Raw genomic sequence first — 19,844 nt, forward strand, 5'->3', positions numbered from 1 at the left:
AAAAATACACGTTTCTCCATCATGAAAAACGTGTATTCATTCTATTTGCTTTACCTTATCATCATGCAATCTAGTTTCGACATAAACGCAGACGATAAATAGCAAAGCAAAACAGCAGATCTTAGGTGCTGTTGCATAATCAAGCATGCTAGCAAAACCGAATAAGATACCATCTGGAACAACCCACCAGGAGCCGATCCAAGAATTAAAGGTATCACTAACTGTCGCAAAGAATGCAATTAAAATCGCTAAAACAAGTAAAACTGAAGTTAAGATCATTCCCGGCCGACCAAAATCTTTAAAACCATGATCCCAGTAGACCATCACTCCAAGCAGTACCAATAAGATTGATACCAGCCATAGACTACCCTTTTTCATAATAAAGGCCTTCTTTCTGCCCTTATCCTAACACGATTAAGTAGCAGCTGCCTTGTTTAACGCTTATTGAATTTCCTTCTTGCCAGTGTAGAGTTTGCTTGATTAATTCATCGTGGTTACCATGTTCAATAATATGACCATGATCAAGTACCAAGATTAAATCTGAGTTAACAATCGTTGACAGACGGTGAGCAATAACAAAACTAGTTCTACCAGTAAGCAAGTTGTCCATCCCGGCTTGAACCATTTTTTCAGTTCGAGTATCAATACTTGAGGTAGCTTCATCAAGAATCATTACTGGCTCATCAGCAATCATTGCCCGCGCAATTGACAACAGCTGTATTTGCCCTTGTGAAAGGTCGCCGCCATCACCATCAATCACAGTTTCATAACCGTGATCAAGGTCATGGATAAATTCATCTGCGTGTGATAACTTGGCTGCTTGATAAACATCGTCATCACTGGCATCTGGATTACCAAAGCGGATATTGTCCATAATTGTGCCAGTAAAGAGATGGGTTTCCTGTAAAACAATTGAAAGTGATTTTCTCAAATCATCTTTTTTAATGTTTTTAATTGGAATACCGTCATAAGTAATCGTTCCTGAATCAATATCGTAGAAACGGTTAAGCATGTTAGAGATGGTTGTCTTACCTGCACCGGTTTCACCAACTAAAGCTACCTTCATTCCCGGTTTGGCATTAATGGAAATGTCATGCAAGATCTGATGATCTGGTACGTAGCTAAAGTTAACATGATCAAAAATAATATGACCACGTACTTGAACCTTCTTGGTTGAGCCATCTTTTTGTGGTACATTCCAGTACCACTTACTGCCGACTTCATCGTTTTTCTTAGAAAGAGTAACTGTACCTTGGTCAGCTTCTGACTTTTGATCTTCCAAGTTGAAAATTCTTTCTGCACCAGCTAAAGCCATTACAATAGAGTTTAATTGTTGCGAAATTTGGGCAATTGGCATACTGAATTGCTTAGATAACTGTAAGAATGAACCAATGGCACCAAGTGAAAGCGGAGCCCAACTATTAATTGCGGCAGCACCACCAACAAAGGCGATCAAAACGTAAAGCAAGTTACCCATGTTACCCATAATTGGGAATAAAATTGTAGCGTAAGTGTTAGCCTTACCTGAGGCTTGACGCAACTCATCATTATATTTGTCAAAGCCTTCCTTAGATTGTGGCTCATGGCTGAAGACCTTGATGACCTTCAAACCATTAAGCATTTCTTCGTTATAACCGTTGATTTGACCCAGCTTCTTCTGTTGAACTTGGAAGAAGTGACTTGATCTAACTGTTAAGTAACGCACAATTCCAAATGATAAAGCAAAGATAATGAAGGAGAAGACCGTCAATTGCCAACTAAGTGAGAACATAGCGACAACCACGAATAACAAACTCAAAGCTGAGTTAGTAAACTGTGGGATTGACTGTGAAATCATCTGCATCAAGGTATCAATATCGTTAGTATAACGCGACATGATATCGCCAAATTCATTTTGGTCAAAGTATGAAATTGGCAAGCTTTCCATGTGGGTAAACATTTCGTTACGAACACGGTATTGGACCTTTTGTGCCAAAACACCCATTAACATGTTAAAGAGGTAGTTGGATAAAAAGCCAATAGCATAGATCCCAAACATTACCGCAATTGCAGTAGCTAGAGGGCCATAGTTAGGAACTTTTTCTTTAGTTAAAGGCACAATATAATTATTGATCAAACGTTCAATGAATAACGAGCCAATAACGTTGCTGGCAGCTGCTAGTACAATAGTGATCATGGAAACGATGAGCATCCATGGACTCGTACTATTAACCAGTTTCAATAGGCGCAATAATATTTTGGTTCTGCTACCCTTTGTTTGATTTTTACTTTTTTCCATTGCTTGATCCAAATTGCTCACCTACTTTCCTTGTTCTTCCTGGAATTTAGCGATTGAACTATAAAGTTCGTTAGTCTTCATCAATTCATCGTGGGTTCCAATAGCTTGAATTTGACCATGATCCATGACGATAATCCGATCAGCATCCTTAATTGAAACAATTCTTTGTGAAATAATGATTTTAGTAGTTTCTGGCATATCTTTAGCCAAAGACGTTCTAATTTGTCGTTCAGTACTGGTATCAACAGCTGAGGTGGAGTCATCTAAGATCAAGATCTTCGGATTCTTAAGCAAGGCTCTGGCAATAGTAATTCTTTGCTTTTGCCCACCAGAAACGTTGTTACCGCCTTGTTCCACCATTGTGTCATAACCATCTGGCATTTCACGAATAAAACCATCAGCATGGGCGATTTTAGCAGCGGCAACAACTTGTTCATCGGTTGCATTTTCGTTACCCCACTTGAGGTTATCCTTAATCGTTCCTGTGAACAGCACATTCTTTTGTAAAACCATCGCAACGTTATCACGCAAGGTCTTCAAGTCATATGACTTAACGTTGTGTCCTGCAACCCGAACGGCACCAGAAGTAACATCATAAAGACGCGGAATCATTGAAACCAAGGTTGACTTCGATGAACCTGTTTCACCAATAATCCCGATTGTTTCACCTGGCCTAATGTGCAAATTGATATCTTTTAAAGCATCAGCCTTGTCCGCAGGTTCGTACTTAAAGCTAACGTGATCAAAGATAATTTCACCATTGGTCAAACGTTTCAATGGCTTCTTAGGATCTTCAATTGTTGGTTCTTCCGTAATCACTGAAGCAATACGACGACCACTGGCACCTGAGATAACCAATTGCGTAGTAATCATAGCTAAAATGTTTAAACTAAACAAAACTGAGTTTGAATAAGTAAACATTGAAATTAATTGACCAGTTTGTAAACTACCGCCAACCACTTCTTTTGCACCGAACCAGCAGATTGACAGCGTTGAAATATTCAAAACAGCTGCAACTACTAATGCGTTCAAAGACATAATCTTTTGTGCAGTCGCAAATAACTTGTAAATAAAACCTGATGACTTCTTGAATTCTTTAATCTGCGGTTGTTCTTGGACGTAAGTCTTAACTTCACGAATACCACGTACATTTTCACGCACAACTTGGTTCATTCGGTCATACCCTCTAAAAATCTTAGGGAAGTATGGATAAGCTGTTTTAATAATCAAGCCCAAAGCAATTGCAAAAACCGGTCCTAAAACTGCAAAGATTAATGATAAACGCGGACTAATAATAATTGACATAATAATTGAAACGATGAACATCATTGGTGCTCTAACAGCAATTCTGATGATCATTTGATATGCCATTTGCACGTTGTTAACGTCAGTAGTCAAACGTGTAACTAAACTGGCACTTGAAAAGTGATCAATATTTTCAAAAGAATAGTCCTGCATATGGTAGAACATGTCTTGGCGCAAGTTTGCGGCAAAACCAGCAGCTGCATGAGCTGAGACATAACTCGCACTAGCGCCTAAAATTAGCGAAATAATGGTTAACACTAATAGCAATAGCCCCATTTTACTAATATAGGACATATCCCCCTTCATAATTCCGTTATCAATCAAAATTCCGACCAAATATGGTATCAGCATTTCAATGATAACTTCACCAATAACAAACATTGGTGAGAGCAAAGACAATTTTTTATATTGCCTAATTGATTTGCTCAATGTTTTGATCATAGAGACCCACCCTTCTATTCTTTTATTCAATCTCGCAAATAAAAAGATAAATGGATCATCTCCATTTATCTTTTTTATCTATATTAAGTTTAAGTATGTGCTTATTTTTACGGAAATTCAATTAACATGCTTGCAAAACAGGTAAATTATTTACGTTGTTGTGGCCTTGGTGCAAATGCGGAACCAACAATATTGTAGTGCTTTCTGAATAAATAACGTACACCATAGGCAGCCGCCGCGATAACGATGTCAGCTACTGCTGGTAAAACTGGGTTGATTACGCGCAATGCTGGGATTTGCAAAATCCACATCCAGACAAACAAAACAACTGCTATAGCCAACATTCTTAAGATCAGCTTAACCAATGAAGGACGTTTACCTTGCTGAGGCATTAGCCAATCATTGTATTTAACCATGAAGATCCCCATTAAAATACCTACACTGGCAATTGTCAGAATCCCCATTTGTGAATTATACGGTTGGTTCTTAGTTTGGAATAATGCAAGGATACCACATAAACCAACAAAAATTGCTAAATAAAGCAATGCGCCATCAACCATCAACTGCCAAGTTGGTATATCCACTGGTTTTTTCTTAGGATGAAGCATTTGTTCAGCCTTAATTGCTGGTGAAGCCAGGTAAAGCCCATTGGCTGGTTGCCCATGACGTTGGGCAATAATAATTTCACTGAGCAAGCCATTAGTCATCGCAACTGCATCAGCACGTGACATTGAACCTTGTTTTTGCAGTTCTTTTTCTAGACGAAAAACATAGTCACTGTTCTTGTTACTCAACTTTTCACGCAAAGCTTTTGGATCTTCCTGCTTAATTTTTTCATCCTGAGTATCAAGCTCAGCTTGCTTCTTTAATTTAGCTTGTTTTTCAGTGTTAATTTTTGTTTGATCTTGTTCTCTCTTTGTCTCTTCAGCCATTCTTACTCCTAGACGTTAAATCTAAATTCAATAATGTCACCGTCTTGAACTTCGTAATCTTTACCTTCAAGACGCAGCTTACCAGCTTCTTTAACCTTTTGCATAGTTTCAAGCTTGTCTAAATCATCAAATGAAACAACTTCAGCCCGAATAAAACCACGCTCAAAGTCTGAGTGAATAACACCAGCAACTTGTGGAGCTTTCATTCCCTTGTGGAAAGTCCAGGCACGGGTTTCAGGACCACCAGCGGTAAAGAAAGTTCTAAGGCCTAAAATATGATATGCAGCACGAATCAACCGATCCAAACCTGATTCTTCTACGCCTTCCATCTCAAGGAATTCTTTCTTTTCATCATCAGCCATACCAGCGATTTCTTCTTCAGTTGCAGCAGAAATACCTAAGCATTCTGCACCTTCGCTTTCGGCATGCTTCTTAACGATTTGGTAATACTTGTCGCTTTCTGGATCAGCCATTGAATCTTCAGCGATGTTAGCAACGTAGATAACTGGCTTGGAAGTTAACAAGAACAAGCCCTTAACAATCTTTTGTTCATCTTCATTAAAGTCAATTGAACGGGCAGCATTACCTTCTTCAAGTACTGGCTGCAATTTATTCAAAACAGCCATTTCAGCCTTGGCTTCCTTATCGCCTTGTTGAGCAACCTTCTTTACCTTATTGATTCTGCGGTTAACAGCATCGAGGTCCGCAATAGCAAGTTCCAAGTTAATAGTATTAATATCTTCTTCTGGATCAACCTTACCAGTAACTGAGGTAATATTGTCATCATCAAAGGCACGAACAACGTGAACGATGGCATCAGTTTGACGGATGTTTTCAAGGAACTTGTTACCAAGACCTTCACCTTTTGAAGCACCCTTAACCAATCCAGCAATATCGGTAAATTCAAAAGTTGTGTGCACAATCTTCTTAGCAGGAATCAATTCTTGAATTCTTGCCAAACGCTTGTCAGGAACTTCAACCATTCCGACATTTGGTTCAATGGTGGCAAATGGATAGTTAGCCATTTCGGCACCAGCCTTAGTAATCGCATTAAACAAAGTTGACTTACCAACGTTTGGTAAACCAACAATACCAGCAGTTAATGACATTTGTTGTCCTCTTTTTCTAAAATCAATTTTTTATTTTTACTTACTTGTCTATTTTATCCAAAATTTGGCCGAGCGATACGATCTTTTGGCACATATTGCTCTTTTTTTGCGTTAACCGGATCATTCGCCTTAGTTAATAGCTTTTTTAGCTTCCGGTTAAACTCGCTGCGCGGCATCATGACTATGTGCCCACAATCCATACATTTTAATTTGATATCAGCACCCATGCGCAGGATTTCCCAATCATTAGTCTGACAAGCATGAGGCTTTTTCATTTGAACTGTATCAGCCAAATTATAAACAATTTCTTTAGCCATCTAAATCAACACCTAACAAATCAAGAATGCGGTTCAATTCATCAGTTGAAGCAAAATCAATTGACAAATGTCCTTTTCCTTTTTGTGTTTCTGAAATATTGACGCTAGAGCCAAACTTATTAGCCAATTGGCTTTCGCTAGCCCGGATAAAGGCCGATTTCTTGACGGTCTTTTTGCTGCGAGGTTTTTTAGCGTTCAATTCACTGACTACCGCTTCAACCTTACGCACCGGCATCCCTTCCTTGACTACTCGCTTAGCCAGCGCATCAATCTTTTCCTTATCTTTCAAACTTAAAAGCGTTCTAGCTTGTCCCATCGACAGTTCACCATGTTGGAGTAAACGCTTAGTCTTGCTAGGTAAAGTGAGCAAACGCAAATAATTAGCAATATATGGTCGCGACTTGCCCATCCGCTTCGAAACTTCTTCTTGCGTTAAGCCAAGATTCTTCTGCAGCATTTCATAAGCTTGAGCCTCTTCAAGTGGAGTTAAATCTTCACGCTGCAAGTTTTCTAGAACTGCCACTTCCATCATTTGGCTTTCGTTAAACTTGCGAATAATTGCTGGAATAGTCTTCTTCTTAGCCAATTTAGAAGCACGGAAACGACGCTCACCAGCAATGATCTCATATCCATTAACTGATTCGCGCACGATAATTGGCTGGAAAACACCATTTTCCTTAATAGAATCCGACAGTTCTTTTAAGCTCTTATCATCAAATCTTTTTCTAGGCTGATAAGGATTCGGCCGAATATCGCCCAAATCGAGTTCTTGGACTTCTTCTGCCTCTTGAACTTGAGGCTCATCCTCAAATAAGGCTTCAAGACCACGACCTAGGCCGCCCTTTTTTCTTGGCTCTTTACTTCTTGAGTCTCTTGTCATGAGCTTTTAACACCTCTTTTGCTAAATCATCATATACCTTGGCACCACGAGATTTTGGTGCATATTCTGTAATTGGCTGACCATAACTTGGGGCCTCAGCTAATTTAGTAATTCGAGGAATGATGGTCTTATAAACTTTCTTGCTAAAGTAGGACTGCACTTCTTTAACCACTTCAGCACCCAAGTTAGTTCTGGCATCAAGCATTGTTAACAAAACGCCTTCTACGCCAAGATCTTTATTAAAATGCTTTTGGACTAAACGAATTGTGTTCAAAAGTTGGCTAAGTCCTTCCATAGCATAATATTCACTCTGAACTGGAATCAAAATTGAATCAGATGCAGTAAAAGCATTAATTGAAAGTTGCCCTAATGATGGCGGACAGTCAATAAAGACAAAATCATATTGATCGCTAATTGCATCTAAAGCTGACTTTAAGCGTGTCTCCCGAGCCATCATTGAAATTAGTTCCGTTTCAGCACCAGACAAGTTGATTGTGGCTGGAACCATATCTAGCTTTGGCGTTGAAGTATGGTGAATAGTATCTTGAATAGGAATTTCGTCAATCAAAACATTGTAAATGTCCTGGTCAATCTCTGATTTTTCAATTCCTAAACCAGAGGTGGCGTTACCTTGCGGATCAATATCCACAATTAAAACGCGATAACCACGGTCGGCAATTGAGGCTGCTAAATTGATGGTCGTAGTGGTTTTACCTACGCCACCTTTTTGGTTTGCAACCGAAATTACATTTACCATATTGTTCATCCTTCCCTATTACTTCCTTTTCAATTCAATTGTGATCTTATAATCATCCGGATCTTTATTTTCTGTTACTTTGACTTTAATTCCTGAGTCTTCGGCTAACTTAACCGCCTTCTTAATGGTGTTAATTTGTACCTTTAAGTCTTTAGGAACTCGGCTAACGACCCGCTTAGCTTCTTTTTTAGCCTTAGGCTTAGGGTTAAAGTAAACATCCACATCTTGCACAATCTCTTCAGTTTGTTTAACGTTTAAGCCTTTTGCTTCAATTTCTGTCAAAACGCGATCTTGATCTGCATTACTTAAGCCGATCATTGCACGACCATGACGAGCGGTAATTTTGCCAGCAATCAAAGCTTGCTGCACATTATCATCCAGCTTCAATAAGCGCAATTTGTTAGCCACATAAGATTGAGACTTACCCATATTTTTAGCCAAAGCAGTTTGAGTCAAATCATTCAATTCCATTAAATTGGTATAAGCTTTTGCCTCATCAATTGGATTTAAGTCTTCACGCTGTAAGTTTTCAATCAAAGCTAATGAAGCAGCTTGATCATCACTCATATTCTTGACGATCGCAGGAATAGTCTGCCAGCCCAAGCTTTTAGCTGCACGATAACGTCTTTCACCTGCAATAATCTCATATTGCTCGTCATCGCCATCTTCACGAACTACGATAGGTTGGAGCAAGCCATCCTTATCAAGTGTTTCAGCTAATTCTTTAATTGAATCATCAGAAAATTCACGCCGTGGTTGATAGCGGTTAGGAACAATCTTGCTCAATTCAAGATCTTGAACCTGTTTATTCTTAGGAATTTCATCATCATGATGCATAAAAGAAAATAATGACATAATATACCCCTTTCTGTTTAATGAATCGGTTTGCGCCGCGGCGTGCCTGCTTGACGTGGATACTTTTTAGGTGTTGCTTTGACTTTTTGAACTAAGATTAGAGTTCGTTCTTCTTCGCTCTCAGGTAGAGTCAATTTTTCTTCCTTAATCAGCTTACCGCCCAGCAATTCAAGAGCTTTTTGACCATCATCCAATTCATCTTCGGCTTTTGGTCCCTTGAGGGCAATAAAGTAACCATCTTTTTTCACCAAAGGCAAGCAATATTCACTCAAAACACTCATCCGCGCAACCGCACGAGCAGTAACGAGATCGAACTTTTCTCGATAAAGCTTATTTTGACCAACGTCTTCAGCGCGGCCATGAACTAATTCGACGTCCTTCAAGTCTAACTTAGTAATTAAGTTCTTTAAAAAAGTCAATCGTTTTGCCAAAGAATCAACAATAGTAATCTTCAATTCTGGCTGCAAAATCTTGAGCGGAATTGATGGAAAACCAGCACCAGCACCAACATCACAAAGAGTAGCACCATCTTTAAAAACATCGCCAAAAGTAAACAGCGGCGTAATACTGTCATAAAAGTGCTTAAGGTAAACCTCATCTTCTTCGGTAATTCGTGTCAAATTGACATGCTCATTAACTTCGATCAAATAATTAAAATATATTTTAAATTGTTCAATTTGTTGGTCAGTTAATTTAAAATTGTGTTTTGATAGTTCTAAAATAAATTTTTCAGGATTCATTTTTCACCCGTGAAACCTTGTTTCACACCTCTAAATTTAACGCAAAATGCATTGATTAGTAAAGATATTTCATCTTATCAATTATGAAGTATTTTTACTCAATCGTCAAAGTTTTGCCGCCCGCAAAATAGGGTATAATAAGGCGCAAAGGAGTTAAAAATATGATTGTTACTTTAATTGTTTTAGCTTACTTAGCATATAAAACATATTTAGGCTATAAAACAGGCTTTACACGCTATATCATCGGTTTAATCTGTTCCGCCATTGTCTTTATGGTTGCCATTTTCATGCAAAATCCATTCGGTAATTGGCTATACACACAATACACTGGAGAAATGATTAAGACTAACTCCACTAACAACGTGGAATTAATGATTGCACGCTTTGTCGCTTTCTTTATTGTTTTCTTCGTGGGCAAAATGATCATGAAGATTGTCAAAAGCTGGATTCCTAACAAAAATCCACATGCGACTAACTTAGGCAGTATTCTCGACAATGTCTTGGGTGCTCTAGCCTCCCTAATTGCTAGTTATTTTGTTGTTTACGTGGTCTTGTCCATGTTCAATGCACTACAAAATCCATGGTTTATGCAGCAAACAATTGATTCTAGCTTTTTGAGGTTTATCATTTACAACACACCGGGGCTTTCAAACGGTGTCTTCAATAATATCTTTAATATTGGCAAAACTGTGGGATAAAATATATCAAAAAAGATCTGCTTGTATCATAATGAGCAGGTCTTTCTTGATATGTTTTAACTAAATTAATACTACATTTATGAACCAACATTCGATATACTTATTAGCGCAGGAAGTTTTATGAGCGGCGGCTGTTTTTCCCCCGGAGGTGAGGCCTATGGGCTACATTGATGAAAGGGTTCCAGCCATGTCGGTTTACGAGAGTATCTCCTTGATGCTTTTGTTCGGTACATTTTTGTTGGCTTTGCTGACATATATTGACCACCACAAAAAATAAAAAACGCCGCTCAAACATACTTTGGCCAGTTATTGAGTAGCGTTTAACGTAAAATTTAACATTTGAAGCCGCCGCTCTTAAAGCGGGCTGCTTGGAGTCCCTAGGACTCCTTTTTCTTTAGTTATTATAGCATATTTCACTAATCACCGAAATTATCATATTCAATATGTTCATCATTATAAACAAAGATTGCACCAATTCGATCAGAGTTATCATGCCAACCCTTTAGTGGCTTGCCAGCAAAGAATAATCGTTTGCATTCAATTTCTGCTTCAACCGATGTTTTGGTAAAAGTAGTAACACCAGCTAAATCAGTCTTTACAGGATACCCGGTTCTAGGATCAATCAAATGGTGATACTTTTTACCGTTAACTACTAAGTAGCGCTCATATGTCCCACTAGTAACGGCTGAGCATTCAGGCACCATAACTGACGTAATATTGTCGCCTCGCGGCTGTTTAGGATCTTGCACACCAATTGACCACTGGCCACTAATTCTTTTAGGCGAATCACCAACTAACAAGATATTACCGCCCAGATTAATAATTCCTGCTTCAACGCCATATGCACGCCACAAGTCACGAATTCGGTCGGCAATCCAGCCCTTAGCAATTCCACCTAGGTCCAGCTCCATGCCCTTCATTTTAAGAAAAACAGATTGGTCACTGTCATTTAAAACCACCTTAAATGGGTCAGTTAACAGCATTCTATCTTTAATTTCTTCATCTTTAGGAACATGTGCGCCTTTAAAACCGATATGCCAAAGCTTAACAACTGGTCCAATCAGAGCATTAAAGCCAAAATTCTCACGGCTCTTTTCTACTGCCAATTTAACCAAACCATACACAGCACTAGAGACCTGTACCGGATGTTCTCCAGCAGCATGATTGATATCCATTACTTCAGATTCATCTCGATTAACGGTAAAAATATCTTCGTAATGATCAATTAAATCAAATGATTTTTGTAATAGATCACGATTTTGAGTACCAAAAATCTGCAATGTAATTGAAGTTCCTAAAGCATGATGATCACCAACCACCTGCTCTAATGCTAAATCTTTAATCATAATTATTTCTCTTCCAAATATAAATCACGCAACGCTTCACGTAGTTCTGTCGTTACGCCAATTTTTTCTTGTAAAAAGTTATCGAAACTACCAAAATTCTGCTCAATAGCGATTAATGAAGTATCCAAAAAAGCATCAGAAACTGAACCTAAAATTCGCATATTAGCGCGAAAACAAAGATTCTCGCCCTCTTCTTGCATTTTTTTATCTCTTTTGGCCCGATAGTTATTAAGCATATAATTTGAGTACAAATAGTCCTGTCTAATTGTTTCCATATCTACGCCAAGCAGATATAACAAGACTACAGTTACCAATCCAGTTCTGTCTTTTCCTTCTGAACAATGATAAAGTACAGCACCTTTTTCAGTATTGGCCAACAGCTCTAAAATTTTATGCAAGCTATGTTGAGCGTGTTCTTTCAATACATGTGACTTGTAACGCTCACACATCATTCTAAAGCCAGCATACTGATCTTGACGATAAGTTGCGAATACTTGGGTTAAGTCTTTCTTACCGCCTTTGGTGTTGTCATCAACAGAAATTGGAATACAGAAATGCTCTACGCCAGGGATTTTGCTGTCTGGACAATGGTCACATTCAGTTGGTGAACGCAAATCAATAATCTTAGTCAAGCCATAATTGAGCAAAAACTCTTGATCATGTCTCGTTATGTTGCTAATCTTGCCCGTTCTTAATAACCGATGCATCTTGACCTTACGTCCCTGATAGCCAACATATCCCCCTAAATCACGCGGATTACAAACTTTTTCTAATGGCAAAATATTTGGTTTCATTAATTTCATCTCTTTATTAAGTATTTTGATAAAAAAGCCGGATAGTGTCCCTATCCGGTAATTTTACTATCACGTGGCAAGTCACGCAAAATTATTTGTTAGCTTGTTCAACAAATTTAATAAAGTTAGCCATCATAGCATCTAGTTGCTTAATGTAATCTTCATTGGTCAAATCGCCAGTTTCTTTATCAAAATTGCTTGCAGCACCGCCAATTAAGATTTCATTGCCTGGCAAAACATTGGCACTCATGTCTGGTGAAAGCAAGATTTCACGAGCATCTTCTTGCGCACGACTAGATCCTTGAATACCGTATGAAGTACCAACAACTGCAGCCGGCTTCATCTTCATCACATTAGGACCAGCATGTGAACCTAACCATTCAAGCGCACTCTTTAAGGCAGCTGGAATTGAGTGATCATATTCTGGTGTAGCCAAAATTACACCATCCGCATTCTTAACATCCTCGATCCACTTCTTAGTAACATCATCTGGCTCATCAGTTCTACAGAAAGGCTTAAGTTGATCGATTTCTTTAACTTCAATATCAGCTTGCTCACCATAACGCTTAGCAATAAATTTTGCTAAAAAACGATTGAAAGAAAATGGAGCGTTTGTACCAACAATTGCTAAAATTTTCATTTAAATAAGCCCCCTACTTAGTAAGTTGTGCATACCAATCATCAACTTCATCAAAGAAGTGATTCAAAAACTTAAGTGTACCTGCATCGGTCAAGTCGCCTTTATCATCAAATTGTTTTGGTGCCAAACCCATCATAAATTCGTCACCAGCAAAGACATGAGCACTAAAACCAGGTGCGCCCAAAATGCTCTTCAAGCGAGTTTGCGAACGAGACGCACCTTGAGGCATTGGTGAAGTTGACACAATAACTACTGGCTTATCATGGAATGGGTGAACAGAACTAGAAAGCCATTCAAGTGCACTCTTTAAGGCACTTGAAACTGAGTGTTGCTGTTCTGGTGAAGCGATCAAAACCATATCTGCATCAGCAATTTTTTTACCTAAAGCTAATACGCTAGCAGGAGCATCAACGCCTTCTTTATACATAGGCAAGCCCTTAACAGTCGCAAAGTCAAAATCATACTTATCGCCTAAGTCCTTAATAATGACTTTAAGTAATTTTTCGTTAAATGAGTTATCGGCATTGGAGCCCGATAAAGCTAATACCTTCATAAAAACCACCTTTCAAAAATCCTCTTAGTTATCATTATAGACTAATGTAGCTTAATTTATGTCATTTTAATTTTAATAACAACAAGAAAAAACGCCTTCGATAATGAAGGCGCCCTCTACTGAATGAAAAGCACAAATGATTGGTGAAATTTCTATGCCAAGTTATCCTTAAGCGAAGCTTCTTCGTCGGCAGCAAACATTGGGTTTTCTTGAGTTTCGCTGAGACGATTGTTAAGCATAGCATCGTGGATTTGAGCATTCAACACATTGACGATTTGAGTTTGGCTGAAGCTTGCAATCTCATTAACAATCAATGCAGCCATACCTGTAGTAGAAATCCAGTTAGCAATTACGATGTCATGAATCTTTTGATCATCGTAATCAACATCAGGATATTGTTCCTTGAACTTTTCAGTTCCAAGTTCCATCAAAGTGTCAGCGATGATCTTGCTACCAAACTTGCCATCAACGAACATTGCTCTAAACAAGTTAACATGAGCTTGAGCAAAATCAATGTATGACAAATCCAAGTCAATCAAAGGTTCACCAACGTACTTTTGTTGTAAAGTATGAGTTCTCAAGTCATTAGAGATTCTTCTCAAAACTTGATTGCGAAGATCATCCATGTTGTTAAATTCTAGATACAAAGGTTGGGTTGAGAAGTGTCCTGCTTTAGCAATGCCACGAGCAGTCAAACCTTCAATACCATCCTTGATTGCCATCTTGTAGGCTGTATCTAAAATTTTGTCTTTACTAATTTCTTTTTTTCTTGCCATTTTAATGCACCTCAATCATTGTATAAAACATGTGCTTTTCAATACACTTGTTTTCTTTTCTTCATCAATATAATATATCCAAAAAAATAACAATTGCAAGTCTTATACACTAACTTATTAAAAAATATTATAATCGCTTAAATAGCGATGAGCCGTTGTCTCCTGTAAATTGATCATAATGTGAAGAAGCCATTTCAATAACTGCTTGCTTGTCCAATCCTTGTGCAGCACAAAACGAAAAGAATGCAGCAGATAAAATATAGCCGCGTTCACGATCATCTGTCAGGTTATCTGAGAACTTCATATTAATCGAATGATTTGCATAATCCGTTGTCAATTCAATCGATTTATTTTCTGGTTTACTACTCATTCTATTGCAACCTCTTTTTTGTTCTAAAACAAATAAAATTAAAAATTCCCGGATTTAAAATTGAAGTGCAACACCAAGTGTTAAACAAAAAGGCCATGAAGACCTAAACTTGAAGTGACGAAAAATCAAGAAAGGAAGATCTTCATGACCAATTCAAATTCTAGCATTTCTAAGCACTATCATCAATTAACCAGCGTACAACGTGGACAAATTCAAGCAATGCTGGATTCCGGCATAACTTCCCGTACTGTTATCGCTCAAGAAGTCGGCTGCCATAAGTCGACAATCAGTCGCGAAATCAAACGCGGAAGCGTCCTGCAAAGAGACAGCAGCTATTTATTGTATGAGCACTATTACGCTGATACTGCACAGCTTTATTATGAGAAGCGTCGCAAAAACTGCTATCAGCGCAATCCATTGAAGCATTATGCTGTCTTTTTGAGAATGCTCTCCAGACGCTTCAAAGCTAAATTTGATGCCACCAGCATCGATGAATTCGTTGGTGAATTCAAAAGGACTATGCCAGGCTACCCTTGTCCCAGCACACCAACTGTCTATCGCTATATTGATCAGGGCTTGCTGGACATAAGCAATATTGATCTGCCTATGAAGCTCAAAAGACGCAGGAACAAGCGTCATCACGGCCAGAGCGGTCATGCTTTGCACAAGAAGAATCTTGGCAATTCCATTGAACAGCGTCCTAAAGAGATTGAAGACAGAAAAACGCCGCTGCACTGGGAAGGAGATCTGGTTAAAGGCGTCAGACGCAAGAATCAGCCTGCTTTAATGACTTTGACCGAAAGAACCACACGCTTTGAAGTAGTTATCAAGATTCCTGACTATCGGGCAAGCACATGCCAAAGGCTGCTTCAAAATGAGATTGACAGACATCCTGCCTGGTTTAAATCGATCACGTTTGACAATGGCTCTGAGTTTGCGGATATGACCAAGATCAAAGGCTGCCAGATCTACTTCGCCCACCCATATTCTCCATGGGAAAGAGGCACCAATGAGAACTGCAATGGACTTCTGCGTCAATTCTTCCCTAAAGGCAAAAGCATGAAAGATAAGTCAGCTGCTTATGTTCAACAGGCAACTGATGCCATTAACCGCAAACATCGTCGAATCCTTCAATATCACACAGCAGAAGAACTCTTCAAGCAATATATTTCCTCATAGCCTAACTGTTGCACTTAATTTGACAATTCAGGAAAATTAAAAATTTAAAAATTTCTATTATAATTATATTACAAAATCAAAAGAATTAGAAAGCGTGTTTTTATCAATGAAAGTTTCAGCTTGGCGCTCATCATGCACCTCAATTTTAATCGGGAAAAAGGCCTCTCTTTCTGGCAGTATCATCATCGGTCGTAATGAAGATGCTAAGACTGCTTGGCCTAAGCATTTAGCCTTTAACCCACATCAAGATAATGTACAGAAAAACCATTTTAAATCCAAAGACAATAAGTTTGAAATGGATTTACCAACAGCTAGCTACTCTTATTCTTCAACCCCAGAATGGACAGATAAGTACGGAGTGTTCGAAGAAGACGGAATTAATGAATATCATGTAGCAATGAGCGCCACCGAAAGTGCCTACGCAAATGACCGCGTTTTAGCTGTTGACCCCTTTGATACTGACAAAGGAATCTTAGAAGAAGCAATGGTCACCGTAGTTTTACCTTATGTTAAATCCGCACGTGAAGGCGTTCAGCGCTTAGGAGAAATTGTAGAAAAATATGGTGCAGCAGAAGCTGACGGAATTCTCTTTGGCGATCGTGATGAAGCCTGGTACATGGAAATCGGTTCTGGCCATCATTGGGTTGCACAACGAATCCCAGATGATTCCTACGCTGTTGTCGCCAATCAACTAGCTATTCAAGAAATTGATTTTGCCAGTGACGACTTCATGTATTCTCAAGACCTGCAAAAATTTGTCTACGACAATAAACTCTGGCCTAAAAATCAGCCATTCATTTGGCGTGATATTTTTGGCACTCATGACGATAGTGACTTACACTACAACACACCACGAGTATGGAGCGGTCAACGTCTGCTTACTCCATCTGTAGCACAAGAACCCGAAAGCTTTAACCTGCCATTTATTCGCAAGCCTGATGCACCAATTTCTGCGCAAGACGCTCAACGCGTTTTAAGCGATCACTACAACAACACCGCCTATGATTTAACCAATCAGAAAAACAGAAATAATGCCACTTTCAGACCTATCTCTGTGGCTACTACTCAGGAATCACACTTGCTTGAGTTAAACGGTGAAAACATGATTCACTGGCTAGCTATGGGTGTGGCTGCGCAAAGTGTTTATGTGCCATTCTATCCTCAAGGCACTAAGGTACCAAATACCTGGAAAAATGGAAAAGAAACCTACTCACCAAATTCAGCTTACTGGGTCTTTAAACTGGCTAGCGTCCTGGTTGATCGTAATTGGGGTAAGTACGGCACCGCTTTAAGCAATACGCAAAGTACTACTAACGAAAAATTGCTTCAAATTAGACATCAGTATGATGAAAAATTAACCCAAGAAAAGGATCAAGAACAACAAATTAAATTAGTGGATGAAGCCAATGCCAAATTAGCTAAAACTGCTACTGATGCTTATAAAGAATTGATTGCTAAACTAATCACCGAACAAACTGGTGACTCACCGCTGCGTTTCCAAATGGATCCTAACTTATAAAAAAGCTCAAAATCAAAGAAGGCTGATACCATCATTTTGAAGCGGTACCAACCTTCTTTTTATTTTTCAACGATCTAAGGCTTGCTTTAGATCGTTGATTAAATCTGTTGGATCTTCAAGTCCTACCGATAATCTAAGCAAAGTTGGAGTGATGCCTAACCGTTTTCTCTGTTCTTCAGCCACATCTGCATGGGTCTGATAATAAGGAATAGTAATTAAACTTTCTACGCCACCTAAACTTTCCGCAAAAGTAATCACCTTTACGTTATTGAGCACGGCCTCAACTTGTTGCTCATTTTGCAAATAAAAGCTAACCATGCCGCCTTGACTAGGATACAAAACTTTAGTCACCCTAGAATCCTGCTTTAAAAATTCAACAATCTTTTTAGCATTGGCAGTGTGTTGTTTCATTCTTACCTTCAGAGTCTTTAGACTACGCAAAAGCAACCAAGAATCAAAACTATCCAAGGTATCTCCGGTTGTGATGTAATAATCATAATATTGACTAGCCAATTGCGGATCTTTAACTACCAAAATTCCACCTAATAAATCATTATGTCCCGACAGATACTTAGTAGCTGAATGAACCACGATATCTGCCCCTAGCTCTAGTGGGCGTTGATAAACAGGTGTTAAAAAAGTATTGTCAACTGCCAATAAAACATCAGGGGACTTCTGGTGAACAGCCTGGGCTATTTTTTCAATATCAAGAGTTTTCATCATTGGATTTGATGGTGTTTCCAGCCAAATCAACCTAGTTTTAGCAGTAATTTTAGCCAGCAATTCATTAATACTTTTTCCATTCCACTGTGAAAAATCAATCCCATAATGATTTTGTAAATATCTAAAATAGCGAAAATCTCCACCATACAAGTCGTCTAAAGAAATGACGTGATCACCAGTTTTTAGAAAAGACAAAGCTAATTGAATAGCTGCCATCCCTGAACTGACAGCAAATGCGGCATTACCGTCTTCAAGTTGAGTCATTGTCTTCTCAACTGCTTGACGATTAGGAGTCGCAATCCTGGAATAAGTGTATTCTTTCTTAGGATCATAATTTCTAGCCTGTTCTAGCGTTGGGTGGCGATAATTCGATGAAAGATATAATGGCAGTGCAACTGCGTTTTTATCATCTAAGTGATTTCCTGCTTGAGCTAAAATAGTAGCAAGTTCATTTTTATTTTTACACATAACCTATTCCTTTCTAGCAGCTGCTAAAGCTTGCTTAAAATCAGTAATTAAATCTTTAATATCTTCAATACCTACTGAAATTCTGATCAACCCGGGCTTAATACCAGCAGCAAGTTGTTCTTCTGGTGATAGTTCTGCGTGACTCATTTTGCTCGGTAATTCAACCAGACTTTCAACTGAGCCTAAGCTGACTGCCAAAGCAAATAAATGTAAATTATCAACAAACTTCACAGGATCAATTTGTTGACTATTAAGTTCAAAGGAAAAAACCGCGCCAGCTTCTGCGGCTTCTTGGTGAAGTTCTCGATAGCCCTCCAGATTTTGAATACCCGGATAATAAACCTTATCTACTGCCGCAACAGTTTGTAAAAATTGGATTAGCCGTTTAGTATTTTCAACCTGCCGATCCAACCTTACACTTAATGTCTTAATTCCACGCATTAATTCATTACTGTCTTCAGGAGAAAGAACCGCACCCAAAGCATTTTGGATAAAATAGATCCGCTCACTTAATTTTTTATTCGCGGTTATCACTGCCCCAGCAGAAACATCAGAATGACCTGACAAATACTTAGTAGCAGAATGAACCACAATATCAGCACCTAAAGGAATCGGCTTCAGGTAATATGGACTGAGGAAAGTATTATCAACAATTGTCAATAAGTCATGCTTTTGAGCAATTTGCGCTACATTTTCAACACTTGTAACTCGCAGTAATGGATTAGTGATTGGTTCAAAATAAATAGCTTTAGTATTAGGCTGAATAGCACTTTCTATTGCGCTTGAATCTCGCGTATCAACAGCCGTAATCTCCAATCCCCATTGCTTAAAAAATTGGTACAGCAATCTAAAAGTGCCGCCATAAATTTGATCACCCACAACTAAATGATCACCAGCCTTAAAAATAGCAAGGGCTGCGTGAATAGCTGCCATACCAGATGAAAAAGCAAAACCACGGTCACCTTCTTCCAACTCAGCTAACTGCTGTTCTAACGCAAAACGAGTTGGGTTGCCACTTCTTGAATAGTCAAATCTAACTGATCTTTCTACACTCGGATACTGATAGGTCGTAGCCTTGTAGATCGGCACTGTTACACTGCCATCAAACTTTTCACCATCAGGAACATGAATCAATTTAGTATTAAATTCTGTCATTTTTATCCC

General features: G+C 38.7%; 21 protein-coding genes and 1 pseudogene. 4 read left to right on the plus strand and 18 right to left on the minus strand.

Annotation, left to right across the window (positions count from 1 at the left end):
• Positions 1 to 36: 36 nt before the first annotated feature.
• The 10 genes and pseudogenes from J6L97_RS10060 to rsmG all read right to left on the minus strand — a co-directional run bounded on the left by J6L97_RS10060 (position 37) and on the right by rsmG (position 9,614).
• Positions 37 to 378, minus strand: coding sequence for a hypothetical protein (locus J6L97_RS10060; RefSeq protein WP_054832756.1), 342 nt, complete (start codon positions 376 to 378; stop codon positions 37 to 39).
• A gap of 63 nt (positions 379 to 441) precedes the next feature.
• Positions 442 to 2,278: pseudogene (locus tag J6L97_RS10065) on the minus strand (ABC transporter ATP-binding protein).
• Between the two features lie 21 nt (positions 2,279 to 2,299).
• Entirely contained in the window at positions 2,300 to 4,024 is a 1,725-nt protein-coding gene (locus tag J6L97_RS10070; protein ID WP_057726581.1) for an ABC transporter ATP-binding protein, read from the minus strand.
• A gap of 146 nt (positions 4,025 to 4,170) precedes the next feature.
• Positions 4,171 to 4,956, minus strand: a complete 786-nt coding sequence (locus J6L97_RS10075; RefSeq protein ID WP_057726582.1) for a DUF1129 family protein — start codon at positions 4,954 to 4,956, stop codon at positions 4,171 to 4,173.
• Positions 4,957 to 4,964: 8 nt separating this feature from the next.
• The gene (gene ychF / locus J6L97_RS10080) at positions 4,965 to 6,065 is read right to left on the minus strand and encodes a redox-regulated ATPase YchF (RefSeq protein WP_005720971.1); all 1,101 of its coding nucleotides are present in this window, start codon (positions 6,063 to 6,065) and stop codon (positions 4,965 to 4,967) included.
• Between the two features lie 53 nt (positions 6,066 to 6,118).
• On the minus strand, positions 6,119 to 6,382 hold the full coding sequence (locus J6L97_RS10085; protein ID WP_057726583.1) for a DUF951 domain-containing protein: 264 nt from the start codon (positions 6,380 to 6,382) through the stop codon (positions 6,119 to 6,121).
• A complete protein-coding gene (locus tag J6L97_RS10090) occupies positions 6,375 to 7,262 on the minus strand; it encodes a ParB/RepB/Spo0J family partition protein (protein WP_057726584.1) in 888 nt (295 codons plus the stop codon). The genes J6L97_RS10085 and J6L97_RS10090 overlap by 8 nt, the downstream gene beginning before the upstream one ends.
• Positions 7,240 to 8,019: a ParA family protein gene (locus J6L97_RS10095; RefSeq protein ID WP_005721788.1), complete on the minus strand. Its 780-nt coding sequence runs from the start codon at positions 8,017 to 8,019 to the stop codon at positions 7,240 to 7,242. The genes J6L97_RS10090 and J6L97_RS10095 overlap by 23 nt, the downstream gene beginning before the upstream one ends.
• An 18-nt stretch (positions 8,020 to 8,037) precedes the next feature.
• Positions 8,038 to 8,874 carry a nucleoid occlusion protein gene (gene noc, locus J6L97_RS10100; RefSeq protein ID WP_057726585.1) on the minus strand — a complete coding sequence of 279 codons (837 nt, stop codon included), beginning with the start codon at positions 8,872 to 8,874 and terminating at the stop codon, positions 8,038 to 8,040.
• Positions 8,875 to 8,891: 17 nt separating this feature from the next.
• A complete protein-coding gene (rsmG, locus tag J6L97_RS10105; protein ID WP_057726586.1) occupies positions 8,892 to 9,614 on the minus strand; it encodes a 16S rRNA (guanine(527)-N(7))-methyltransferase RsmG in 723 nt (240 codons plus the stop codon).
• Between the two features lie 161 nt (positions 9,615 to 9,775).
• Between rsmG and J6L97_RS10110 the strand changes: the two genes are divergently transcribed.
• Together J6L97_RS10110 and J6L97_RS11305 are read left to right on the plus strand one after the other, a co-directional pair.
• The gene (locus J6L97_RS10110; protein WP_005720964.1) at positions 9,776 to 10,312 is read left to right on the plus strand and encodes a CvpA family protein; all 537 of its coding nucleotides are present in this window, start codon (positions 9,776 to 9,778) and stop codon (positions 10,310 to 10,312) included.
• 214 nt (positions 10,313 to 10,526) lie between these two features.
• The gene (locus J6L97_RS11305; protein ID WP_229036319.1) at positions 10,527 to 10,589 is read left to right on the plus strand and encodes a putative holin-like toxin; all 63 of its coding nucleotides are present in this window, start codon (positions 10,527 to 10,529) and stop codon (positions 10,587 to 10,589) included.
• 139 nt (positions 10,590 to 10,728) lie between these two features.
• Here J6L97_RS11305 and J6L97_RS10120 read toward each other — a convergent pair whose 3' ends face one another.
• The 6 genes from J6L97_RS10120 to J6L97_RS10145 form a co-directional block, all read right to left on the minus strand.
• Entirely contained in the window at positions 10,729 to 11,658 is a 930-nt protein-coding gene (locus J6L97_RS10120) for an FAD:protein FMN transferase (protein ID WP_057726587.1), read from the minus strand.
• Positions 11,659 to 11,660: 2 nt separating this feature from the next.
• On the minus strand, positions 11,661 to 12,452 hold the full coding sequence (locus tag J6L97_RS10125; RefSeq protein WP_005721790.1) for a tyrosine-protein phosphatase: 792 nt from the start codon (positions 12,450 to 12,452) through the stop codon (positions 11,661 to 11,663).
• 91 nt (positions 12,453 to 12,543) lie between these two features.
• Positions 12,544 to 13,092 carry an NADPH-dependent FMN reductase gene (locus tag J6L97_RS10130; RefSeq protein ID WP_005720960.1) on the minus strand — a complete coding sequence of 183 codons (549 nt, stop codon included), beginning with the start codon at positions 13,090 to 13,092 and terminating at the stop codon, positions 12,544 to 12,546.
• 13 nt (positions 13,093 to 13,105) lie between these two features.
• Positions 13,106 to 13,645: an NADPH-dependent FMN reductase gene (locus tag J6L97_RS10135; RefSeq protein ID WP_005720958.1), complete on the minus strand. Its 540-nt coding sequence runs from the start codon at positions 13,643 to 13,645 to the stop codon at positions 13,106 to 13,108.
• Between the two features lie 152 nt (positions 13,646 to 13,797).
• Positions 13,798 to 14,421 carry a TetR/AcrR family transcriptional regulator gene (locus J6L97_RS10140; protein WP_005720956.1) on the minus strand — a complete coding sequence of 208 codons (624 nt, stop codon included), beginning with the start codon at positions 14,419 to 14,421 and terminating at the stop codon, positions 13,798 to 13,800.
• A 127-nt stretch (positions 14,422 to 14,548) separates the two neighbouring features.
• Positions 14,549 to 14,791 carry a hypothetical protein gene (locus J6L97_RS10145; RefSeq protein ID WP_005721791.1) on the minus strand — a complete coding sequence of 81 codons (243 nt, stop codon included), beginning with the start codon at positions 14,789 to 14,791 and terminating at the stop codon, positions 14,549 to 14,551.
• 144 nt (positions 14,792 to 14,935) lie between these two features.
• On the opposite strand from J6L97_RS10145, the gene J6L97_RS10150 reads away from it, so the two are divergent.
• Both J6L97_RS10150 and J6L97_RS10155 read left to right on the plus strand, forming a co-directional pair.
• Positions 14,936 to 15,970 (plus strand): IS30 family transposase, encoded by a 1,035-nt coding sequence (locus J6L97_RS10150; RefSeq protein WP_123811765.1) that lies wholly within the window; start codon positions 14,936 to 14,938, stop codon positions 15,968 to 15,970.
• 106 nt (positions 15,971 to 16,076) lie between these two features.
• Positions 16,077 to 17,489: a C69 family dipeptidase gene (locus J6L97_RS10155; RefSeq protein ID WP_035443404.1), complete on the plus strand. Its 1,413-nt coding sequence runs from the start codon at positions 16,077 to 16,079 to the stop codon at positions 17,487 to 17,489.
• 66 nt (positions 17,490 to 17,555) lie between these two features.
• Here the strand turns inward: J6L97_RS10155 and J6L97_RS10160 are convergent, their stop codons facing one another.
• Entirely contained in the window at positions 17,556 to 18,680 is a 1,125-nt protein-coding gene (locus J6L97_RS10160) for a trans-sulfuration enzyme family protein (protein ID WP_057726791.1), read from the minus strand.
• A 3-nt stretch (positions 18,681 to 18,683) separates the two neighbouring features.
• Entirely contained in the window at positions 18,684 to 19,835 is a 1,152-nt protein-coding gene (locus J6L97_RS10165; RefSeq protein WP_057726790.1) for a trans-sulfuration enzyme family protein, read from the minus strand.
• Positions 19,836 to 19,844 lie beyond the last annotated feature (9 nt).

The organism is Lactobacillus crispatus, from assembly GCF_018987235.1.
Lineage (GTDB): Bacteria > Bacillota > Bacilli > Lactobacillales > Lactobacillaceae > Lactobacillus > Lactobacillus crispatus.